A 19,047-nucleotide genomic window follows, 5' to 3' on the forward strand; every position below is an offset into this window, starting at 1 on the left:
TTCTATGGAGCCCGTGGATATTGATCCACGGGATGGTGGTGTTCGACGGCGGTTGTCACCATGGTGCCTTCCGGCACTTACGGTGAGTGTCCGGCGTCGGACGTTTATTTGGTGTTTAGAAGGGAGGTTCGGAATCCGGGCCATTGCCCCAGCCGCCAGCATTGCTGACACCGGGCGTCGCCCAAGGATCATCCTGCTGTTGTGCGGGCTGGTTGCCGCCCCAGGTTCCACCGGAGTTGCCGCCGCCCTGGTTTCCACCAGGAGCGCCTCCTCCGAAGCCACCGGAATTACCGGCGTTACCGCCACCGAAGCCACCCTGGCCACCGCCGGAGCGCTGGGTACGGTTGACCTTGGCGTTTGCGTAACGCAGGCTCGGGCCGATTTCATCGACCTCAAGCTCGATTACGGTGCGCTTCTCGCCTTCTTTTGTCTCGTAAGAACGGCTCTTCAAACGGCCGGAAACGATGACGCGCATGCCCTTGGTAAGGGACTCGGCCACGTTCTCGGCTGCTTCGCGCCATACCGATGCGCGGAGGAACAGGGTTTCCCCGTCCTTCCACTCATTGGACTGGCGGTCAAAGGTCCGGGGAGTAGAAGCGATGGTGAAGTTCGCTACTGCTGAGCCAGACGGGGTGAACCGCAGCTCGGGGTCATTGGTGAGATTACCGATGACCGTAATAGTGGTTTCGCCTGCCATCTACTGCCTCCTTGTTCGTTCCTGCGGGTTAAAGATTGGAAGGGGCTGATTACTCAGCAACGACCTTCTGGTCTTCAGGGCGGATGATCTTGGTGCGCATGATCGTCTCGTTGAGAGACAGCTGGCGATCAAGTTCCTTGGCGGTAGCCGGCGCTGCGGTGAAGTTCACCACGGCGTAGATACCTTCGGACTTCTTCTTGATGTCGTACGCCAGACGGCGACGGCCCCAGATGTCAACCTTTTCGATGGTTCCACCATCGGTGGTGATGACATTGAGGAACTTCTGAAGCGACGACTCTACGGTACGCTCTTCGACCTCGGGGTCGATGATTACCATCAATTCGTAAGGACGCATATGTGAACCCACCTCCTTTGGGCTAAGCGGTTACGGTATTTCCGTAACAGGAGGTTCATTTGCGATGCTGCATTGGCGCTCCCCGACCTAAAACACGGCAAGAGGGCGTAACACAGACTTCAATATCTTAGTGCATCTCCTGCACTCAAAGCTATTCGGCGGAATCTCCGGCCGAAACCGGCCAAGTTGCGTATGTGGATAACCCGGCGGGGCAGCAAGGAATACTGGGGCTATGACCATTCTGAAGTCCACCATTCTCTTCGTTTTGGCAGCCGTCGCAGAGATCGGCGGAGCTTGGCTCATCTGGCAATCCGTGCGCGAAGGCAAAGCGTGGTGGTGGGCAGGGCTCGGGGTCGTGGCGCTGGGAATCTATGGCTTCTTTGCGGCCTTCCAACCCGAGGCTCACTTCGGCCGGGTCCTGGCGGCCTATGGCGGCGTGTTCATTGCCGGTTCCCTTGCGTGGGGAATGCTGATGGACGGCTTCCGGCCGGATCGCTGGGACGTGATCGGCGCCGCCATCTGCATCGTGGGTGTAGGCGTCATCATGTTCGCACCCCGGCCGGGCGGCTGAGGCCGGACGTGCAAGGCCGGACGTGCAAGGCCGGGCGTCCGAGGCCGGGCCTAGCGCCCAGAAACGACAAAACCCCCCGGAAGATCACCTTCCGGGGGTTTCTTTGTGCGCGGAGGGGGACTTGAACCCCCACCCCCTTTCGAGGACTAGCACCTCAAGCTAGCGCGTCTGCCATTCCGCCACCCGCGCAAGGTGATCAGGAGAAACAGTGTTTCGTTTTTCTCCTTGACAGCGTCAAAGACATTAGCACGAAGAACGGAAATTCGTGGATTCCTACCGGCTTGGCCTGCCGTGACAGCCTGCCACTAGGGTTGGGGCCATGGATGCCACACCACTGAACGCCCTGGTTCTGACGGTCGTCTTCTCCGCGATCGCCCTCTACTTCTTGTACTTCGTGATCCGCTCCGGCGTAAGGGACGGCATCCTGCAGGCCGACAAAAAGCGCAATGAACAAGATGCCAGCGACCCGTCACGGCAAACGGACTTTTGAGCTCTCCCGCTGGTTAGGGTGAGCACATGCACAACGTCAGGGTGAAGCGGAGCCGGCTGCGCTTTGTCGTCATGGTTCTGGCCGGCGCCTCGGCCTTTGCCGTTGCCGGCGCCCTGGACAACTGGGTGGAAGCTCCGGCAATTGGCTGGGCCGTGGCCGCCCTGGTCTATGTGGCGTGGGTGTGGTTGGTGATTGCACGGCTGGATCCGGAAGAGACCGAGCAGCACGCGACCTCCGAGGACCCATCTCGCGGCCTCACGGACGTGCTGATTCTGATTGCCAACCTGGCCAGCCTTGCAGCCGTCGCCGCTGTCATCGTCGATTCGCATACGCAAGGAACCGGCACGCGTCTTTCCTCTGCGGCACTCGCCTTGGCATGCGTGGGATTGTCCTGGATGCTGGTCCAAACCCTCTTCACGCTGCGCTACGCCGAGTTGTATTACAGCCAGGATGGACGGGCCGGAGGTGAAGTGGGCGGCATCAGCTTCAACCAAGAGCGCCCTCCGCAGTACACGGACTTTGCCTACCTGGCCACCAGCCTGGGCATGACGTATCAGGTGTCGGACACTAATCTCGGCAATCACGCGATCCGCGCCGAGGCACTCAAACATAGCCTGCTGTCCTACATGTTCGGCACTGTCATTCTGGCCGTCACCATCAACCTGGTCATCGGCTTGGCCCAGTAGCCGCGCACCGGTGCCCTTAAAACGAAACAGGACAGCCGCCGTCGGGTATTGACGGCGGCTGTCCCGCTATGAAAAAACCAACCCGGTCAGGAACCGATCTTGGCGTCCTCAGCTTCCCCGGCGGGCACCGGGTTGGAAGGTGTGGCACCCTTCCGGCGGTAGCGAAGCACACCGATGCCCACCACGATCGCGGCCAGCGCCAGCGAAAGGAACAACGATTCGCGGGTGGATTCGATGATGACCATACCGATGATCAGCGCCACGATGGCCGCAATGGCGATCCACGTAAGGTACGGGAAGAACCACATCTTGAGATCGAGATCCTTGGCGGCTGCACCCATTCGTTTGCGCAGGATGAGCTGCGAAGTTGCGATCACCAACCATACGAAGAGCGCAATTGCACCAGAGGTATTCACCAGGAACAGGAACACGGAGTCCGGCGCGATGTAGTTGGCACCAACGGTGAGGAATCCCACCACGGTGGAAGCGAGCACTGCCGCAGCCGGAACGCCACGCTTGGAGATCTTCATCCAAGACCGGGGAGCATCGCCACGCTGCGAGAGGGAGAAGAGCATACGGCTGGCCGTGTACAGCCCAGAGTTCAGGCAGGAGAGCACCGAGGTGAGGACAACGATGTCCATGATGGTGCCTGCACCCGGAATTCCGTAAAGCTCAATGACGGCTACGTATGGGCTCTTGGCCACGGAAGCATCGTTCCACGGCAGCAAGGTCACCACAATGGCAATGGAGCCGATGTAGAAGATCAGGATGCGCCACACGGTGGACTTCACTGCCTTCTTGACGGCGTCCACCGGGTTTTCGGACTCGCCGGCGGCGATGGTGGCGATTTCGGCGCCGAAGAACGAGAAGACCACTACGAGGATGCCGGCCAGGACTGCGCCCGGACCGTTTGGCATGAAGCCACCCTGATCCAGGAGGTTGGCGACGCCGGGGGCGGAAACACCCGGCATGAGACCGAGGATTGCAACGATGCCAGCGAGCAGGAAGATGACAATTGCCGCAACCTTGATGGACGCGAACCAGAATTCGAACTCGCCGTAGGACTTCACGGATCCCAGGTTCGTCAGCGTGAGGAGCACCATCAGAATGAGTGCCCAGATCCACTGATCCACTCCGGGAACCCAGCGATGCATGATGGCCGCACCGGCCGTGGCTTCAATGCCAAGGACGATGATCCAGAACCAGGCGTACAGCCAGCCGATGCTGAAGCCGGCCCAGCGGCCGAGTGCCTTGTCCGCATAGGTGGAGAACGAGCCCGTCTCAGGGTTGGCCGCAGCCATCTCACCCAGCATGCGCATGACGAGGATGACCACCAGTCCGGCAGCAAGGTAGGCAACAAGAATACCCGGACCGGCCTGCTGGATAGCGGCTCCGGAACCAACGAACAGTCCGGCTCCGATGACGCCGGCAATAGCGATCATGGAGAGGTGTCGGGGCTTCAGGGACTTGGAAAGCTGTTGGTCAGCGTGCATGGTTCTGCGCCGTCCTTTGGGTTTGGGGTTGGCCACAGTGGTGTGCCACGGGCCACATGACTACATCACGCTAACCTGCTACACCGCGCTGAATACTGTGCAACCAAACATTTTGAAGACGCCCAAACAGAAACCGTGCACAAAATGTAAACCTCAAAGCATCCAAAGTTTCCTATAGGAAACTTTTGTAATACCCCTGAAATGAGTGCTTGACGCTTCAGCCTAGACCGAAGTGGCGAAAAAGAGCTCCACCACAGCGGCCAGGCTCCTGGGATCCTCCACTCCGCACAGTTCCCGCGCGGAGTGCATGGACAGCAGCGGGATACCCACGTCCACCGTCCGGATCCCGAGGCGGGTAGCAGTGAGAGGCCCAATGGTGGAACCGCACGGGAGATCGTTGTTGGAGACGTACTCCTGATAAGGAACGCCGGACTCGGCGCAAAGCCTGGCCCAAAAAGCAGCTCCCGCAGCGTCCGTGGCGTAGCGCTGGTTGGCATTGATTTTCAGTAGTGGACCACCATTGAGCACCGGCCTGTTGGCGGGATCGTGCTTTTCCGCGTAGTTCGGGTGGACTGCGTGGCCGGCGTCCGCAGAAACACAGAACGACGCCGCTATGGCCTGCCGCCTTTCACTCACCGAAGCGCCAAGGCCGTCGGAGATGCGCACCAGGATGTCCTCAAGGATGGGTCCGCAGGCGCCGGATCGGGAATTGGAACCGATCTCCTCATGATCGAACGCTGCGAGGACGGCGATCGGGCCTGACGCAGGCGCTGCGGAGGCGTGGGCTATCAGCGCCAGAAGCCCCGCGTGCGTGGAGGAAAGGTTATCCAGCCGGCCGGAGGCGAAGAACTCACCCTTGGCCCCGAAAACCGCAGATGCCTGCGTGTCCGCCACAACGACGTCGTAACCGCCGATGTCCGCGGCATCAACAGTGGCGCCTTCCACACGATCGGCGAGCAATCCCAGAAGGTCCTCGCTGGCAGCATCGCCCTGACCGAAGATGGGGTTCATGTGCTGCTGCTTGGAAAGGTGGAGCCCGTTGTCATTGACGCCGCGATCCAAGTGAATGGCAAGCTGCGGGAAGCGAAGAAGCGGACCTGTCGCCGTCAGGTGCTCAGTACCGTCACGCAGTACCAATCGGCCGGCCAACTGCAATTCCCGGTCCAGCCAGGAATTGAGCAACGGTCCACCGTAGACCTCGACGCCCGCCTGCAGCCATCCGAATTTGCCGGTGGTGGGCTTCGGCTTCAGCTTGAACGACGGCGAATCCGTGTGTGCACCAAGGATATTGAAACCAGTGGTTGGTCCGGCGCCTTCGGGTGTGACCCAAGCGATGAGTGCACCGTCGCGGATTACGTAGAACTTACCCGCTCCACCATTCCACGGCTTCAGTTCATCCAATCCGGTGAAGCCTGCAGCATCCAGTCGACGTGCGGCTTCGTGCACCGCGTGGAAACTGGACGGGGACGCCGACACGTACGCACCGAGGTCCTTGATGTGGTCAATTGCGGCGGAGGCATTCGAAGGCATGCCACCGAGTCTAGCCCCCGCTCCTCGTGCTTACCGGGCTATACAGTGACGTTCAGCGCGGCTGTGTATCCGCCCGAGACCGAGCCGGACATAGTCGCCAGTTGGTATATTCCTCCATCGTCCCCAAAGACGTTGTCCGAGGTCAAAGTGGTATTCGGGAAGTTCCGGGCACTGGCTTCATAGCCGGAGGTCGCATAAACCTCCTTGCAGGCAGACTCGGTAAGCGCGATTTGGGAGACCGCGAGGACCTGCCCGGCCGCCGTCGCGTTGCTCATGGATTCAAATACCTCAAAGTGAATATGAGGCCAGCGACCGCTGTACGCACCCGGGTAGATGGTGCTGAAAGTAAGTTGCCCATTGGCGTCGGCTTCCTGAACGCCGCGGAGGTAGTTCTCGTTCTCAAGGCCTGAGTCGTAGAGCGAGTATTTGCCATCCTGATCGCAATGCCAGGCGTAGACGGCGGCGCCGGCCAAGGGGGCGCAACCGTTGGAATTGTCCAAGAGCGTCAGCGTAACCGTCAAGGGTACGCCTTCGGCTTTGGTGGTGGATCCGCCAAAACTGGACCTGATGTCGCGACGAACCACCCCGGAGGCCTCCAGCGCGTTGGGGCCGTTGGAACCGTCGCCCGGATAGGGCCCCAACGTCTCCTCCGGGATCTCCACTCCACATTCAGCGAAGGCACGGGTCACCGTGCTCGTGGCCGATGCGGAAGGCGACGCGGCCGCCGTCGTGCTTGCCGTGGGGGCGGCAGTAGCGCTGGCAGTGCTCGACGGCGATGCGCTGCCACCGCCCGCACTTGGCGTGCAGGCCGCCAGGGCTGCTGCCGCGCCTGCGCCGAAGAGCATCCCCAGGCCGTGTCGCCGGCTCAGGAGTGTGGAGAGGTCGAACTCGAGGCCGCGGTCGTGGTCGGGGTGAGGAGTAGTCATGCATCCATGAAACGCGCCGCGCCTAGGGGTTGTATATGGGAAAGCTGTGCCGCGACTGTGCACCCGATCGTCGAGTTGCTTCCTGACCCCCTTTGAGGCACAAGTACGTCAACAGCAACCCAGACAGGTTGTCATTTCGACTTTTTCTCATTAAAGGAGGTCAGGAAGCCACAGACAAGACTAGTAGTCCGGGTTGCTGGGCACCACGAGTCCGGATTCATAGGCATAAACCACAACCTGCACCCTGTCCCGCAACTGGAGCTTGCTCAAGATCCGGCGCACGTGAGTCTTTACAGTGGCCTCGGAGAGGAAGAACTTATGGGCGATCTCAGCATTGGAAAGGCCCTCGGCGATAGTGGTGAGGATTTCGGTTTCCCGCGGGGTGAGTTCGTCCAAAAGGGGATCGCGGTGCGGGCTCGGAGAATGTCCGGGCACCACGCCGCCTCGAACATAGGTTTCCAGCAGGCGTTGAGTGACTCGCGGCGCCACCACCGCATCGCCACTGGCTACCAGGCGCACAGCATGAACCAGTTCAGATGGCGCAACGTCCTTTAGTAGGAACGCGGAAGCACCGGCCTGCAAGCCGCTGAAAGCGTACTCATCAAGGTCGAAAGTGGTCAGGATGATGACCCGCGCATCGGAGCCTGAATCCGAGATCCGTCGTGTTGCTTCGATGCCGTCCATGCCTGGCATACGCACGTCCATCAGGACCACGTCCGGCTGCAGGGCCTCTACCTGGCGTACGGCCTCAATCCCATCCGACGCCTCGCCCACAACGTGGAAGTCCTCTTCGCCCTCAAGAATGAGCCGGAAGCCCATCCGCAGCAGTGGCTGATCGTCCACCAGCAGCACGTTGATGATGTCTTCGGTCATGATTCCCCCTTTTCGCCGTTCCAGCGGAGCTCGGCGTGGACCGCCCAGCCTCCCCTTTTTCCCGGACCGGCAGTAACGATTCCAGCATAGATTCCGGCGCGTTCATTCATTCCGGCAATGCCTTGTCCTGTCCCCAGGCTGCCCACGGACTCGCTGCCACCTTCGCGGGTTCCCCGGCCGTCGTCGAGCACGTCTATGGTGACCAAATCGCCGTCGCGAGCCACTTGGACATCAACCCGGCTGAGCGAGCGCCCGTACCTCAAAACGTTGGTCAGCGACTCCTGCACAATCCTGTAGACCGTCAGTTCGAAAGCCGGGTCAGCCGGGAGGCCAGGTCCCGTATGGGCATAGTGCAGCGGCAGTCCGGCAGTTCGGAAACCGTCCAAGAGCTTCGCCAGGTTCTGCCCGGATTCAAGGGGTGTCAGCGGTGCTGGCCGCCCGGAATCGTCGCGCAGGACACCGAGCACCCGGCGCATATCTGCCAAGGCGGCCCTTCCCGTGCGCGACAGTTCGCCGAGGACGTCGCCGGCCCGCTGCGGATCCTTCTTGACCACCACGGCGGCGCCGTCCGAGAGACTGATCATTACCGTCAGCGAGTGCGCAACGACGTCGTGCATTTCGCGGGCGATCCTGTTCCGTTCGGTGACCTTGCCCAGCTGCGTTGTCCGCGCAGCCCAGGCCGCGATCTCCGCCTCATGCTCCCTGCGCTGGCGTACCGAGATGCCGATGCCCGTGGCGAGGAGGTTGGAGAGCATGATGGTCACGGCGGTGGCGATGTTGTTGATGAGGTGGAAGTTCTCCGGGACGTCCTGCAAATTGTCCATCTGGCTGGGGCTGGTCCACATGAACAAGTACAAAAGGCTCAACGGGAGGCTGGCCGCGGCGAACACCACCAGGGTCAGCGCACGCCTCCGGAGCGCCGCCACCGCGTACAGTGCGAACCACAGGCCAGCGGAAACGTTCGAGCCCCATGGGTTCAGGATGGTGGCCGCTATTTCAAGAAGCGCGACTGCCAGAACCACCTGCAGCGGGAACCGTCGCCTGAAGAACAACGCCGAGGCGATCAACAGCAGAATTACCACCACGAGCCATTTACCGTCGACGGCCGACGGAATGATGGTGGGCAGCGCCAGGAGAACGTAGCAGAGGATCACCACGGCATCCATGGCGCGGGGACGCTTGAAGAAGTAGCGCCGGATCCGGCCTCTGCGTCGCTGGGCAATTTCAGCGAAGGACGCATCGGCCGTGGTGGCCGATACGTCCTTCATCTGTGGAGCTTCAGTCATGAATCGAGCCTAGACGGCACTCCGTCCTAGACGTCCCGCTTCTTGAGCAAAATCATGGCCAGCGCAACCGGGACAATTACCCAAGCTCCCAGGACCAAGCCTGCCTGCCAGGCTTCCAGCGTTTCAGGAACATGCTCGACGGCGGTCAACGGACTAATGGTGCTGGTGGGCAGGTACTTGTTGGCTTCCTTGAAGAAATCACCGGGGATGAGCTGGAAAGCGATGGGTGCCACAAACAGCAGTCCAACCAAGCTCATGATGCCGCCGGCAGAGTTCCGCACGATCGTTCCAAGGGCCATGCCAATGGCCGCTACAGCTGCCACGTAGATGCTGTTGACCACCAGGAGCTTGACCGACTGTGAGCTGCCCAGATCCAGCTTGAGGTCGTAGTTATCCACGATAGGGAGCGACACCAGCCCGGCGATGTAGATGGACACGGCGGTCAGGAGGAACGAGCTGACCATCACCACAATCAGCTTTGCCAGGAAGGGCGAAAGCCTTTTGGGAACGGCGGCAAAGGTGGAGCGTGCCATTCCGGTGGTGAACTCGGAGCTCATGAGCAGGACGCCCAAGGACCCGAGGATGAGCTGGGCAAACGAGATTCCCGAGGTGGGTATGCTCACCGCGAGGTCCCCACCCTGCGCTGCCATGGCGGCAGCGGCCTCAGGGTCGTTGGCCACCTGCTCTGCAAACTGTCCTGTTCCCCATGCTGAGAGGGCCGCGAAGCCCACCATCACCAAGGCAGTGGAAGCCAGGAGGATCAGCGTGGACATCAGCGTGCGGAACTTAATGAATTCGGAGTTGAGTACGCGGTGGAATGCCGGTCCGGGACCGACGGAGTTGCGGATGGACTTGCGGTCCACAGTGGTGGTGCTCATGTCTATTTCCCTCCGGCCTGGGCGGGAACCGAGGCCCCGGTGGTGATGTGCGAGTGGTATTCGACCTCGTCCTTGGTCAGTTCCATGTAAGCCTCTTCCAGGCTTGCCTGGAGCGGTGTGAGCTCGTAGACCATCACTTGGTTGTCCAAAGCCGTACGGGCGATGCCGCGGGGATCAAGCCCTGAAACTTCCAGCAGTTCGCGTTCGTGGACCTCCACGGATACGCCGGTGCCGGCCAGGAGCTGCATGAGGCGTTCAGGCTGGTCCGTGCGGACGCGGGTCCGTGCATGGCCCTTGCCGGTGATAATTTCGGCGATGGGTGCGTCGGCGATGATCCTGCCGCGGCCGATCACGATCAGGTGGTCTGCAGTCAGCGCCATTTCGCTCATGAGGTGGCTGGACAAGAACACCGTGCGGCCTTCGGAAGCCAGGTACTTGACGAGGTTGCGAACCCACACCACGCCTTCAGGATCAAGACCGTTCACCGGCTCATCGAGGATGATGGTCTGCGGGTCACCCAGCAGCGCTGCGGCGATGCCAAGGCGCTGACCCATTCCGAGTGAGAATCCCTTGACCTTCTTCTTGGCGACGTCTCCCAGTCCGGTCATCTCGATGACTTCCCGGACACGGCTCTTGGGGATGCTGTGCGTTGCTGCCATGGCAAGCAGGTGGTTGTATGCGGTGCGGCTCGTGTGAACAGCCTTGGCGTCCAACAGGGCACCGATCTCCCGCAGCGGCGCCTTGTGTTGCGCGAAGGGCTCACCGTTGACGGTTACAGAGCCCGACGTCGGAGCGTCCAGCCCCATGATCATGCGCATGGTGGTTGACTTGCCGGCACCGTTCGGACCCAGGAAGCCCGTCACCCGTCCGGCCTGGACAGTGAAACTGACGCCGCCCACGGCGGTCTTCTCGCCGTAGACCTTGGTCAGGCCTTTTGCTTCGATCATGGAAGCGTTCCCTCCTCGGAGCACATGTGCGTGCAAGTGAGTTTCGAATGTAGCTACAACGCTACTCACGGAAGGAACACAAATCGCCTGTCTCAGGGATGATTCAGGGTTCAGTCAGGGTAGTCCTCGCGGATGATGCCCCCGCGCGTTAGGCCTCCGACAGCGGCGAGTAGACGGTAAGCTCGCCCGGCTTCACCGTGAAGGTGGCTTTGCGGACGCCAGGCTTCGGCTCCCCGTCAACCGCCAGAACCAAGGGTTGCCCAATCGCTTCCACGGTAACGGTAGTGGCCTCGGTCAGGTGGGTGACCTTGGAGGCGGCAACCGTACCCGTCACGACTGCCCAGAGCAGCCTTGCACGGGCAAACGGCTCGTCCGCAGTGATCATGCGCAGATCGAAAACACCGTCATCCAGTACCGGCCTGCGTAGTGGTGCATGGTCGCTGGGGTAGAACCTGCCCCTGCCCATGTAGAGAATCCAGAGCTTGTGCTTCACCCCATCAACCAGGAGTGTGGTGGGGGAGTTCACTCCGAAGGTGCGGAGCGATGCCACCACGCCGGCCAACGGCTTACCCATAGCGGGCTGCAATCTCTCCCGGCGACGCACCAGATTCGGATAGACGCCAAAGCTGGCAGTATTCAGCATGGCCAACTCGGTGGTCTCGGGCGCCTCGGGAAGGCCCCGCTGGACCACCACATGGCCCAAATCGACGGAAGCCGCCTGCCCTCGGGTCACGGCGTCGATTGCATCGTCTATGGAGCTGGTACCGAGGTCGCGGGCGAAGTGGTTGAGGGTTCCCCCTGGCAGGACCAGGAGCGGCAGTGAATGTTCGACGGCGGCAGCCGCCGCGGTGCCCACCGTTCCGTCGCCGCCCCAAACGCCCAAGGCGACGATGCCTGGTCGGGTTGCGACCGCCTCGATTTCAGCCGCTACGTCTTCACCCTCGGAAATTTCACGTATATGTGCCTTAGGGAATATGCCCCGCAAAAGTTCCGCGGTTTCAGGGGTGTAGGACCCACCCAGGGCATTGACCGCTATACCCAGCCCGTCGCCATCAGATATTGCCGGCGCCTTCGCAGGCGTTCGGCGAGGTGTCGGTTCAGCAGGTCTGGCAGGCCACCACTTACGGGTCAGGACGGCTGCTCCGGCGCCCAGTGCGGAACCGAACACCACATCGGAGGGCCAGTGGGCGCCCGTGTGCACGCGTGAGTAGGCCACTCCCGCAGCAATCGGAGCAAAGGCCAGACCCAGGCCGGGGGAGACAATCCCAGCGCCCACAGCAAATGCCACGGCGGACGCGGAATGACCCGAGGGCATGGAGGAACTGGTGGGTTGCGGGTTCACGAAGCGGAACAGCGGCAGGTGCGTCGGGAGGGGGCGGGCCCGAGGGAGCAGCCGCTTGAAGATGAGGTTGGTGACCGCTGACGCGACACCTAGCGCGAGCACCCCGTGAAGGGCCGCCCTGCGCGGTTTTCCGGGAAAGGCGGCCATGACTCCGGCTATTCCGAACCACAACTTCCCTTTGGTGGCCGCAGCGGAGAGTCTCCGGAAAAAGACATCGTGATCGCCCTGGGGTTGCCGGGACACTGCCCGCACCAGGAAATGGTCAAACCTCGCAACCCGTTTGGGGCCTTTGCCCAAGAAGCCTCGCATGCCTTCACACTAACGCCTGCCGGTGCCACCCATCTGCCATGGCTACCATGAATGGATGATTCGTGTACTCCATCCACGTCCGCGCCCCGGCTGGCAGCTGGTCACCCCCGGAGTACTCCTGCTGTGCGCCTTTGCAGTTCCCGGGGTGTTGATCATGGCAGGGCCAGGCGAGCCGGCCTTCAACCGTGCGGACACCGGCTGGCAATCCTACGCCTTCAGCCTGCACTCCCCGTTCTGGGATCAGGTGAACGCAGTCCTCAATTGGGCAGGGTATGCCGGGATGCTTTTCTTCCACGCGGTGCTGGCTGCGTCGCTCCTGATATGGCGCCGACCCAAAGCAGCCATCTTCGCGGCTGCAAGCGGCCTTTCCGTACTGGCGCTGACGCAGCTGGCGAAAGCCGTGGTGGGCAGGGACCGGCCAGAGGGGGCCAGGGTTCTCACCGATACAGGTTCATACCCCTCAGGGCATGTATCTGCAACCACGGCGTTCCTCCTGGTGACCACGTTGCTGATCGGACGCTGGTGGATGGCAGTGATCGCCGCCCTTGGCGTGATCGCCATGATGATGAGCCGCACTTACCTCTCGGCCCACTGGCTCAGTGATGTCCTGGGCGGGGCGTGCCTTGCCGCCGGCACTGTGCTCCTCATGTGGTGGTACTTCCGAGACACATGCATTAAGGAGAATGAGCTGGCAGACGGGCGCACTATTTGGTCGGCAAAGGCTTCGCAACGCCGGCAAGAAGCAGAGCAAGCAAAATAGGCGCACCGATGGCAAGCAAAGCCATATGGATTCCGGTGTGGTCGCCGAGGTAGCCCAGCAGTGGCGGACCAGCCAGGAAGGCTACGTAGCCTATGGTGGAAACCACGGATACCCGGGCGGCTGCATGCTTGGGGTCGTCCGCTGCGGCCGACATCCCCATGGGGAAGGCCAAGGCCGCTCCAACGCCCCACAGTGCCGCACCAACGCCGGCCAGGACCACATTGCCTGCGAAGACAAACAGTGCGAGCCCTGCGGCGGCTGCTGCCATGCTGGCCCGGAGGACGTTCACTCGTCCAAACTTGTCGATCGCCTTGCCGCCGAAGAACCGCATGACGGTCATAGCCAGGACAAAGAGCGCAAAGAGCAACGCACCGGTGGACTCCGAGGCTCCGAGGCCGTCCACCGCAGCCTTCGCGATCCAGTCATTGCCCGCACCTTCGGTGAGCGTGGCACCGAGGACCACCACACCGATGAGCAGCGTCCTGCCATCCCGCCAAGCTGTGGGACCCTTCTCAGCCACCGCGCCGCCGTCGTGAATTTCTTCCACCTCGTGCGGCAGGAAGTACTTGGGAACTGTCAGCGCCAAGGCGATGGCGATCGCCGCGATAACCAACAAGTGCTCCGGCAGGCCCACACCCAGTTGGGAGAGTCCGGCACCGATCAGGGCGCCCAGGAACGCCCCACCACTGAAGGCAGCGTGGAATTGGGGCATGATGGTGCGCTTGAGCCGGTGCTCGACGTCAGCGCCTTCGATGTTCTGAGCCACGTCCCATAGCCCGATGCCAATGCCGAAGAAGAACAGGGCTACCGCCGTACCCGGAACGGAAGCGGTCATCAGTGAGAAGGCAATGGCTGCACCTGCGGCGCCAGCCACGATGCCGGCCACCCGGACCGTGTTGGCTGTACCGATCCTGCCCACTACCCATCCGGCCGATGGCAGCGCCAGTAGAGAACCCACAGCGGTGCAGAGCAATAGCGTGCCCATCTGGCCGGACGTCAGGCTGAGCGCCTCCGTCACAGCAGGGATGCGCGCAGCCCAGCTGGCGAAGACCAATCCGTTCATGCCGAAGATCAGGAACGTCGCCACGGCCGCGGCGTTGACGTTGGTGGTGCTTCTGGTGTTGGTGGTCATGCAATCACAACTTCCACGGAGAGTTTGTTGAGCCGGGCAAGATCGTCGGGGGATGGTTCTTGGTCTGTCACGATGACGTCCACAGCCTCCATGGCTGCCACGAGAGCTACTGCGCTGGCATTCCACTTGCTGCCTGCGGATGCCGCGATGACCCGCGCCGCGGATTCCAGTCCGGCACGTTTCACCGCGGCATCATCAAGATCGTGGGCCAGCAGGCCGTCCTTGAGGTTAAGTGCGCAGGGAGTTACGACGGCGGTGTCGAACCTCAGTGAGCGAATGTTGGCTTCGGTCATGGGTCCCCGGAACGACTGTTCCCCCGGGATGAGACGGCCGCCGGGAAGAATGAGCTCCGGCGCGCGGCCGTCCTTGGTGTGAGTGAGGGCCTCGACGCCATGCAGTGACATGGGCATTACCGTGATTTCACGGTTACCCAGGCGGCGCGCGATTTCCGTTGCCGTGGATCCGCTGTCCAGCCACACGTATTCGCGGTCCCTGATCAGCTGGTCCACCACCTTTGCAATACGGACCTTGGCTTCGTGGTGTTCCAATTCGCGTTGCCCGTAACCTGGGTTGTCTCCGCGCGCCAACAGGCTGCGTGCACCGCCGTGGACGCGCTTCAGGACTCCGTTGGCGGCGAGGATTTCCAAGTCGCGGCGGACGGTGGCGCCGGAAGCTCCTGTTGCTTGGACGAGCTCTTCCACTGTTGCTTGCTCGCGGGTGCGCAACAGCTCGCCAATGAGCCGGTGGCGGTCAGCAGTTCCCATGCTTCAACCGTAGCAACATTTGCTCAAATAATCACATAGCATGATCATTTGAGCACTATCCATCTCTCACATCCCATGGCTTAAAGCGAAACGCTCTCGCAGCAGGTGCAAGAGCGTTCGCCGAAAGCGGCTGTTATGTGAGAGAGCATTCGGGCTTAGCGGGCGCGCTCCACCCGCTTCTCATCCCACACGGGTTCCTCCGACTCGTAGACCTTGCCGTCGGAACCGAAGATCATGAAACGGTCAAAGGACTTTGCGAACCAGCGGTCGTGCGTGACAGCAAGGACAGTGCCCTCGAAAGCGTCGATGGCCCGTTCCAGAGCCTCGCCCGAATGAAGGTCAAGGTTGTCCGTAGGCTCGTCCAGCAGCAACAACGTGGCGCCGGAGAGTTGCAGGAGCAGGATCTGGAACCGTGCCTGCTGACCACCGGACAAGGACTCGTACTTCTGCTCGGACTGACCGGCCAAGCCGTACGAATCCAAGGCACCGGCGGCGGCCTCACGGGCGAGTCCGGAACGATGCTCGTCGCCACGGTGCAGGATCTCGAGCAGCGTCCGTCCCAACAGATCAGGCCGGACATGCGTCTGTGCGAAGAACCCTGGCCGGATGCGCGCACCCAGCTTCACGGTGCCTTGATGCGGCACTTCAGCAATCACTACCTCGGACACCGGCAGGTGCTCACGCTCCGGATCGGTGCCGCCGGTAGCCAGGAGGCGCAGGAAGTGGCTCTTGCCCGAACCGTTGGAACCAAGAACACCAACGCGGTCGCCGAACCAGATCTCTGTGGAGAACGGCTTCATGAGACCGGTCAGTTCCAGCTTCTCGGCCACGACGGCACGCTTGGCTGTTCGCCCACCCTTGAGGCGCATCTTGACGTTCTGCTCGATCGGCAAGGCCTCGGGTGGGCCGGCTTCCAGGAACTTGGCCAGACGGGTTTGCGCTGCTTGGTACCGGTTAGCCATATCGGAACGGAAAGCGGCCTTGTTCTTGTACATGTTGACGAGTTCTTTGAGCTTTATATGCTCCTCATCCCAGCGCTTACGGAGTTCCTCGAAACGGGCGTTTCGGTCCGCCCGCGCCTCAACGTAGGAGCCGAAACCACCACCATGGATCCACGCGCTGGCACCATTAATGCCTGGCTCCAGCGTCACGATGCGACCCGCAGCATTGTTGAGCAGCTCGCGGTCGTGGCTGATGAACAGGACGGTCTTCTTGGACTCGTTGAGCTTGCCCTCAAGCCAACGCTTGCCAGGGACGTCAAGGTAGTTGTCCGGTTCGTCGAGGAGCAGGAGTTCGTCAGGGCCGGCAAACAGCGCTTCAAGCACCAGGCGCTTCTGCTCGCCACCTGACAACGTGGAGGCGCGGCGGAACTGTGCCTTGTCGAAGGAAATACCGAGGGCTGCCATGCAGACCTCGTCCCAGACGGTCTCGACGTCGTATCCGCCGGCGTCTCCCCAGTCCACGATCGCCTGCGCATACTTCATCTGCGTGGGCTCGTCGTCGTGCTCCATCATGGCCAGCTCGGCGTCCTCCACAGCCTTGGCAGCGGCCGCGAGGCTGGCCTGCGCCGTGGAAACGAGGAGATCCCGGACAGTGGATTCGTCCCGCACCTGGCCCACGAACTGCCGCATGATGCCCATGTTTCCGGAGCGGCCCACCACACCTTCGTCGGGGGTGAGATCTCCCGAAATGATCTTGAACAGGGTGGTCTTGCCCGTTCCGTTGGGCCCGATAAGCGCCGTCTTGGTGCCATCGGGGACCTTGAAGGTCACCCCGTTGAGCAGCTGGGTGCCGTCGGAGAGGAAGTAGTCGATGCCTGAAACGTCAATATGGGCCACGTTTCAATCCTCCCACGACGGTCCCCCTCCGGTGTCAGCCGGCTGCGGTGAGGAACGACTTCAGCAGGGGTCCGCTGGTAGTGGCACCCAAGCCACCCTCTTCCACGAACACGGCAACCGCCAGATCCCCATGCGTCGCCACGATCCACGCATGGGTCTTTGGCGGGTTGTCATTGCCGAATTCCGCGGTGCCTGTTTTGGCCCCGACCGGCGTACCGGGAACTTCGGCGAGGAAGCCAGCGTGGCCTGAGGTCACTACAGCCCGCATCATGTCGGACAGTGCAGCGGCTTCTTCCTTGGTGATCGGCTTGGTGGACGCCGGTGACACAGGAACGGCGCTCACTGAAGCGGAAGCGGACGCGGACGACGGCGACGCGGCACCACTTTCGGTGGGCGTGGCACCGGCGCTGGGGTTCTGAGTGGCCTCCGAGCCCTGTGCGGCATCAGCGTTCAGCACGAGCTGCGGAGAGACGGGCGCACCGTTGGCGACGGAAGCTGCCATGACCGCGGCTGAGAGCGGGGAAAAGAGCACCTTGCCCTGGCCGATCATGGAAGCAGCGTGCTCGGTACCTTCGGCAGCGCCCGGAACAGAACCCAAAAACGCGTCTGCCCCCAGTTTGGGAGCTTCAACCGCCACGCCCAGAGCCTGAGCTGCGGATTCGAGCTGGTCCTGGCTGACGGCATCCCGGGCGTTGATGAAGGCCGTATTGCAGGAGTGCGCAAAAGCGTCGCGGAGGGCCACCGAGCCGAGGGAGCTTTCCGGATACCCTTCGGCGTTCTTGAACGTGCGGCCGTCCACGGTCAGCGTTGAGGGGCATTCAACCTTGGAATCGGGGGTGGCGCCGTTGCGGAACATGGCCAGGGAATCAACAATCTTGAAGGTGGAACCCGGCGCATATTGGCCAAGCATGGCCGTGTTGTAGCCGTTGCTGCCTGGTCCGGACGCTGCGGCTAGTACAGCGCCGGTGGATGGCTTAAGGGCAACAATGGCCGACGCGGGCCCAACACCGGCCAACGTTTCCTCCGCCAGCTGCTGGAGTTTCAGGTCCAGCGTGGTTTTCAGCGTGGTGCCCGGGGACGGGAGGGACGAGAAGAACACTTTGGTGCCCGGGGTCTCACCTTCGGACTTAACCTCGGGAGTTGCCAGGACTTCCACGCCATCTTTACCGCGCAGCAACGAGTCGTACTTCTGCTGCAGACCGCCAGTGCCCGTGGTGTCTCCGGCGCGCAGCGCACCATTGGAGTTTTCAATCTGTTCAGCACTGGCTTGACCAACGCTGCCGAGCAATGCCCGCGCGAAAGTCCGGGTGGGAGCCAAAGCCATGGAGTCCAGGATGCTCGATCCGCCGGGAATGGCCTCGATTTTAGCTTCAGTGATTTCCGCCGTGTAGGCGCGCAGCACAAGGCCCTCCACGAAAGCCTGCGGACCTGAGGCAGCAACCTGCTTGGCGTACTCTTCAGGGTCCAGCCCGAGGAGTGCAGCCATGGCACGCGCGGAAGCGTCGGCTTGCTCCGCCGGAACCTTTGTTTTGTCGATGCCCACGCGGAAGACGGGACGGTCCTCAACAATGGGGGCATCTCCAGCACCCAGGATCTGGCCACGCTGGGCGGGAACAGTCTTGACGGACAAGGTTTCACCCTCGGAAAGTTCCGGGGCGAGGAGTGCAGGTGCCCATTGGACAGCCCACTTGTCACCGGCCTTCTTCAGTGTGGCTTCGGAGCTGTACTCCCACTTTGCCGAGCCGATGTTCCAGCTGTACTTGAGGGGGAACGTTGCGGTGTCGCCGTCGAGCTTAACGTCGCCTGACTCTACTGCCGGTTTGGCGTCGAGTCCCTCGAACACGGCTTTGAGTTGTTCGTTGGCCGCGGCGGCGTCCTTGCCCTCCACGGTGAGCGAACCGACGTCGAGCGCTGACAGAGAGGAAGCGAGCTGCTTCGCTGCCCCTTCCGCACCGGCGCGGCCGTCATCACAGGCGGTTAGCGAGCCGGCCATCACGAGCGTTACGAGACCAAGAACAAGACGATGTTTTTTCAGTTTCCCCATTTGCGACATTATGCCCCGTTCCCCTGACACTTTCTTGTTGTGCCCGTTAGACGGACGGCCGTCGCCAGCTGCCCCGGACGGAGGCAGCGGGCGACGGCGGTCTGCACGTCAGGCTACGAAGCGCAC

General features: G+C 61.9%; 18 protein-coding genes and 1 tRNA gene. 4 read left to right on the forward strand and 15 right to left on the reverse strand.

Annotation, left to right across the window (positions count from 1 at the left end; genetic code table 11):
- Positions 1 to 115: 115 nt before the first annotated feature.
- Both MOD31_RS13485 and rpsF read right to left on the reverse strand, forming a co-directional pair.
- On the reverse strand, positions 116 to 697 hold the full coding sequence (locus tag MOD31_RS13485; protein ID WP_011776754.1) for a single-stranded DNA-binding protein: 582 nt from the start codon (positions 695 to 697) through the stop codon (positions 116 to 118).
- A gap of 49 nt (positions 698 to 746) precedes the next feature.
- Complete coding sequence (rpsF, locus tag MOD31_RS13490; protein ID WP_011776755.1) at positions 747 to 1,052, reverse strand: 30S ribosomal protein S6; 306 nt, start codon at positions 1,050 to 1,052, stop codon at positions 747 to 749.
- A gap of 232 nt (positions 1,053 to 1,284) precedes the next feature.
- Between rpsF and MOD31_RS13495 the strand changes: the two genes are divergently transcribed.
- Positions 1,285 to 1,623, forward strand: coding sequence for a YnfA family protein (locus MOD31_RS13495; protein WP_250820903.1), 339 nt, complete (start codon positions 1,285 to 1,287; stop codon positions 1,621 to 1,623).
- A 106-nt stretch (positions 1,624 to 1,729) separates the two neighbouring features.
- Here MOD31_RS13495 and MOD31_RS13500 read toward each other — a convergent pair.
- Positions 1,730 to 1,812, reverse strand: a tRNA-Leu gene (locus MOD31_RS13500).
- Positions 1,813 to 1,942: 130 nt separating this feature from the next.
- Between MOD31_RS13500 and MOD31_RS13505 the strand changes: the two genes are divergently transcribed.
- Together MOD31_RS13505 and MOD31_RS13510 are read left to right on the forward strand one after the other, a co-directional pair.
- Complete coding sequence (locus MOD31_RS13505) at positions 1,943 to 2,113, forward strand: hypothetical protein (RefSeq protein WP_165450151.1); 171 nt, start codon at positions 1,943 to 1,945, stop codon at positions 2,111 to 2,113.
- Positions 2,114 to 2,139: 26 nt separating this feature from the next.
- The gene (locus tag MOD31_RS13510) at positions 2,140 to 2,799 is read left to right on the forward strand and encodes a DUF1345 domain-containing protein (protein ID WP_250820904.1); all 660 of its coding nucleotides are present in this window, start codon (positions 2,140 to 2,142) and stop codon (positions 2,797 to 2,799) included.
- A gap of 86 nt (positions 2,800 to 2,885) precedes the next feature.
- On the opposite strand, the gene MOD31_RS13515 is transcribed toward MOD31_RS13510, so the two are convergent.
- The 8 genes from MOD31_RS13515 to MOD31_RS13550 all read right to left on the reverse strand — a co-directional run bounded on the left by MOD31_RS13515 (position 2,886) and on the right by MOD31_RS13550 (position 12,383).
- Positions 2,886 to 4,292: an amino acid permease gene (locus MOD31_RS13515; RefSeq protein ID WP_142937337.1), complete on the reverse strand. Its 1,407-nt coding sequence runs from the start codon at positions 4,290 to 4,292 to the stop codon at positions 2,886 to 2,888.
- A gap of 222 nt (positions 4,293 to 4,514) precedes the next feature.
- A complete protein-coding gene (locus MOD31_RS13520) occupies positions 4,515 to 5,822 on the reverse strand; it encodes a M18 family aminopeptidase (protein ID WP_250820905.1) in 1,308 nt (435 codons plus the stop codon).
- A 38-nt stretch (positions 5,823 to 5,860) separates the two neighbouring features.
- Positions 5,861 to 6,748, reverse strand: coding sequence for an intradiol ring-cleavage dioxygenase (locus MOD31_RS13525; RefSeq protein WP_142937335.1), 888 nt, complete (start codon positions 6,746 to 6,748; stop codon positions 5,861 to 5,863).
- Between the two features lie 180 nt (positions 6,749 to 6,928).
- A complete protein-coding gene (locus MOD31_RS13530; protein ID WP_250820906.1) occupies positions 6,929 to 7,621 on the reverse strand; it encodes a response regulator transcription factor in 693 nt (230 codons plus the stop codon).
- On the reverse strand, positions 7,618 to 8,907 hold the full coding sequence (locus tag MOD31_RS13535; RefSeq protein ID WP_142937333.1) for a histidine kinase: 1,290 nt from the start codon (positions 8,905 to 8,907) through the stop codon (positions 7,618 to 7,620). The genes MOD31_RS13530 and MOD31_RS13535 overlap by 4 nt, the downstream gene beginning before the upstream one ends.
- A gap of 26 nt (positions 8,908 to 8,933) precedes the next feature.
- Positions 8,934 to 9,785, reverse strand: coding sequence for an ABC transporter permease (locus MOD31_RS13540; protein WP_142937332.1), 852 nt, complete (start codon positions 9,783 to 9,785; stop codon positions 8,934 to 8,936).
- 2 nt (positions 9,786 to 9,787) lie between these two features.
- The gene (locus tag MOD31_RS13545; RefSeq protein WP_142937331.1) at positions 9,788 to 10,732 is read right to left on the reverse strand and encodes an ABC transporter ATP-binding protein; all 945 of its coding nucleotides are present in this window, start codon (positions 10,730 to 10,732) and stop codon (positions 9,788 to 9,790) included.
- Between the two features lie 148 nt (positions 10,733 to 10,880).
- The gene (locus MOD31_RS13550) at positions 10,881 to 12,383 is read right to left on the reverse strand and encodes a bifunctional phosphatase PAP2/diacylglycerol kinase family protein (protein WP_250820907.1); all 1,503 of its coding nucleotides are present in this window, start codon (positions 12,381 to 12,383) and stop codon (positions 10,881 to 10,883) included.
- Between the two features lie 55 nt (positions 12,384 to 12,438).
- Between MOD31_RS13550 and MOD31_RS13555 the strand changes: the two genes are divergently transcribed.
- Entirely contained in the window at positions 12,439 to 13,143 is a 705-nt protein-coding gene (locus MOD31_RS13555; protein ID WP_166841981.1) for a phosphatase PAP2 family protein, read from the forward strand.
- Here MOD31_RS13555 and MOD31_RS13560 read toward each other — a convergent pair.
- From MOD31_RS13560 to MOD31_RS13575, 4 genes are all read right to left on the reverse strand, one after another.
- Positions 13,088 to 14,275, reverse strand: coding sequence for an MFS transporter (locus MOD31_RS13560; protein ID WP_142937328.1), 1,188 nt, complete (start codon positions 14,273 to 14,275; stop codon positions 13,088 to 13,090). The two genes, MOD31_RS13555 and MOD31_RS13560, sit on opposite strands and share 56 nt — an antisense overlap.
- Positions 14,272 to 15,039 carry a DeoR/GlpR family DNA-binding transcription regulator gene (locus MOD31_RS13565; protein ID WP_142937327.1) on the reverse strand — a complete coding sequence of 256 codons (768 nt, stop codon included), beginning with the start codon at positions 15,037 to 15,039 and terminating at the stop codon, positions 14,272 to 14,274. Before MOD31_RS13565 ends, MOD31_RS13560 begins: the two co-directional genes overlap by 4 nt.
- Positions 15,040 to 15,194: 155 nt before the next feature.
- On the reverse strand, positions 15,195 to 16,877 hold the full coding sequence (locus MOD31_RS13570) for an ABC-F family ATP-binding cassette domain-containing protein (RefSeq protein WP_024818822.1): 1,683 nt from the start codon (positions 16,875 to 16,877) through the stop codon (positions 15,195 to 15,197).
- Positions 16,878 to 16,911: 34 nt separating this feature from the next.
- Positions 16,912 to 18,930 carry a penicillin-binding transpeptidase domain-containing protein gene (locus tag MOD31_RS13575; protein WP_374206991.1) on the reverse strand — a complete coding sequence of 673 codons (2,019 nt, stop codon included), beginning with the start codon at positions 18,928 to 18,930 and terminating at the stop codon, positions 16,912 to 16,914.
- Positions 18,931 to 19,047: the final 117 nt, after the last annotated feature.

This window comes from Paenarthrobacter sp. TYUT067 (assembly GCF_023656375.1).
GTDB lineage: Bacteria > Actinomycetota > Actinomycetes > Actinomycetales > Micrococcaceae > Arthrobacter.

Excerpts from the sequence above, each read along its gene's own strand:
- MOD31_RS13485 (WP_011776754.1), bottom strand. The coding sequence starts at position 697 with ATGGCAGGCGAAACCACTATTACGGTCATCGGTAATCTCACCAATGAC.
- rpsF (WP_011776755.1), bottom strand. The coding sequence starts at position 1,052 with ATGCGTCCTTACGAATTGATGGTAATCATCGACCCCGAGGTCGAAGAG.
- MOD31_RS13495 (WP_250820903.1), top strand. The coding sequence starts at position 1,285 with ATGACCATTCTGAAGTCCACCATTCTCTTCGTTTTGGCAGCCGTCGCA.
- MOD31_RS13505 (WP_165450151.1), top strand. The coding sequence starts at position 1,943 with ATGGATGCCACACCACTGAACGCCCTGGTTCTGACGGTCGTCTTCTCC.
- MOD31_RS13510 (WP_250820904.1), top strand. The coding sequence starts at position 2,140 with ATGCACAACGTCAGGGTGAAGCGGAGCCGGCTGCGCTTTGTCGTCATG.
- MOD31_RS13515 (WP_142937337.1), bottom strand. The coding sequence starts at position 4,292 with ATGCACGCTGACCAACAGCTTTCCAAGTCCCTGAAGCCCCGACACCTC.
- MOD31_RS13520 (WP_250820905.1), bottom strand. The coding sequence starts at position 5,822 with ATGCCTTCGAATGCCTCCGCCGCAATTGACCACATCAAGGACCTCGGT.
- MOD31_RS13525 (WP_142937335.1), bottom strand. The coding sequence starts at position 6,748 with ATGACTACTCCTCACCCCGACCACGACCGCGGCCTCGAGTTCGACCTC.
- MOD31_RS13530 (WP_250820906.1), bottom strand. The coding sequence starts at position 7,621 with ATGACCGAAGACATCATCAACGTGCTGCTGGTGGACGATCAGCCACTG.
- MOD31_RS13535 (WP_142937333.1), bottom strand. The coding sequence starts at position 8,907 with ATGACTGAAGCTCCACAGATGAAGGACGTATCGGCCACCACGGCCGAT.
- MOD31_RS13540 (WP_142937332.1), bottom strand. The coding sequence starts at position 9,785 with ATGAGCACCACCACTGTGGACCGCAAGTCCATCCGCAACTCCGTCGGT.
- MOD31_RS13545 (WP_142937331.1), bottom strand. The coding sequence starts at position 10,732 with ATGATCGAAGCAAAAGGCCTGACCAAGGTCTACGGCGAGAAGACCGCC.
- MOD31_RS13550 (WP_250820907.1), bottom strand. The coding sequence starts at position 12,383 with ATGCGAGGCTTCTTGGGCAAAGGCCCCAAACGGGTTGCGAGGTTTGAC.
- MOD31_RS13555 (WP_166841981.1), top strand. The coding sequence starts at position 12,439 with ATGATTCGTGTACTCCATCCACGTCCGCGCCCCGGCTGGCAGCTGGTC.
- MOD31_RS13560 (WP_142937328.1), bottom strand. The coding sequence starts at position 14,275 with ATGACCACCAACACCAGAAGCACCACCAACGTCAACGCCGCGGCCGTG.
- MOD31_RS13565 (WP_142937327.1), bottom strand. The coding sequence starts at position 15,039 with ATGGGAACTGCTGACCGCCACCGGCTCATTGGCGAGCTGTTGCGCACC.
- MOD31_RS13575 (WP_374206991.1), bottom strand. The coding sequence starts at position 18,930 with ATGTCGCAAATGGGGAAACTGAAAAAACATCGTCTTGTTCTTGGTCTC.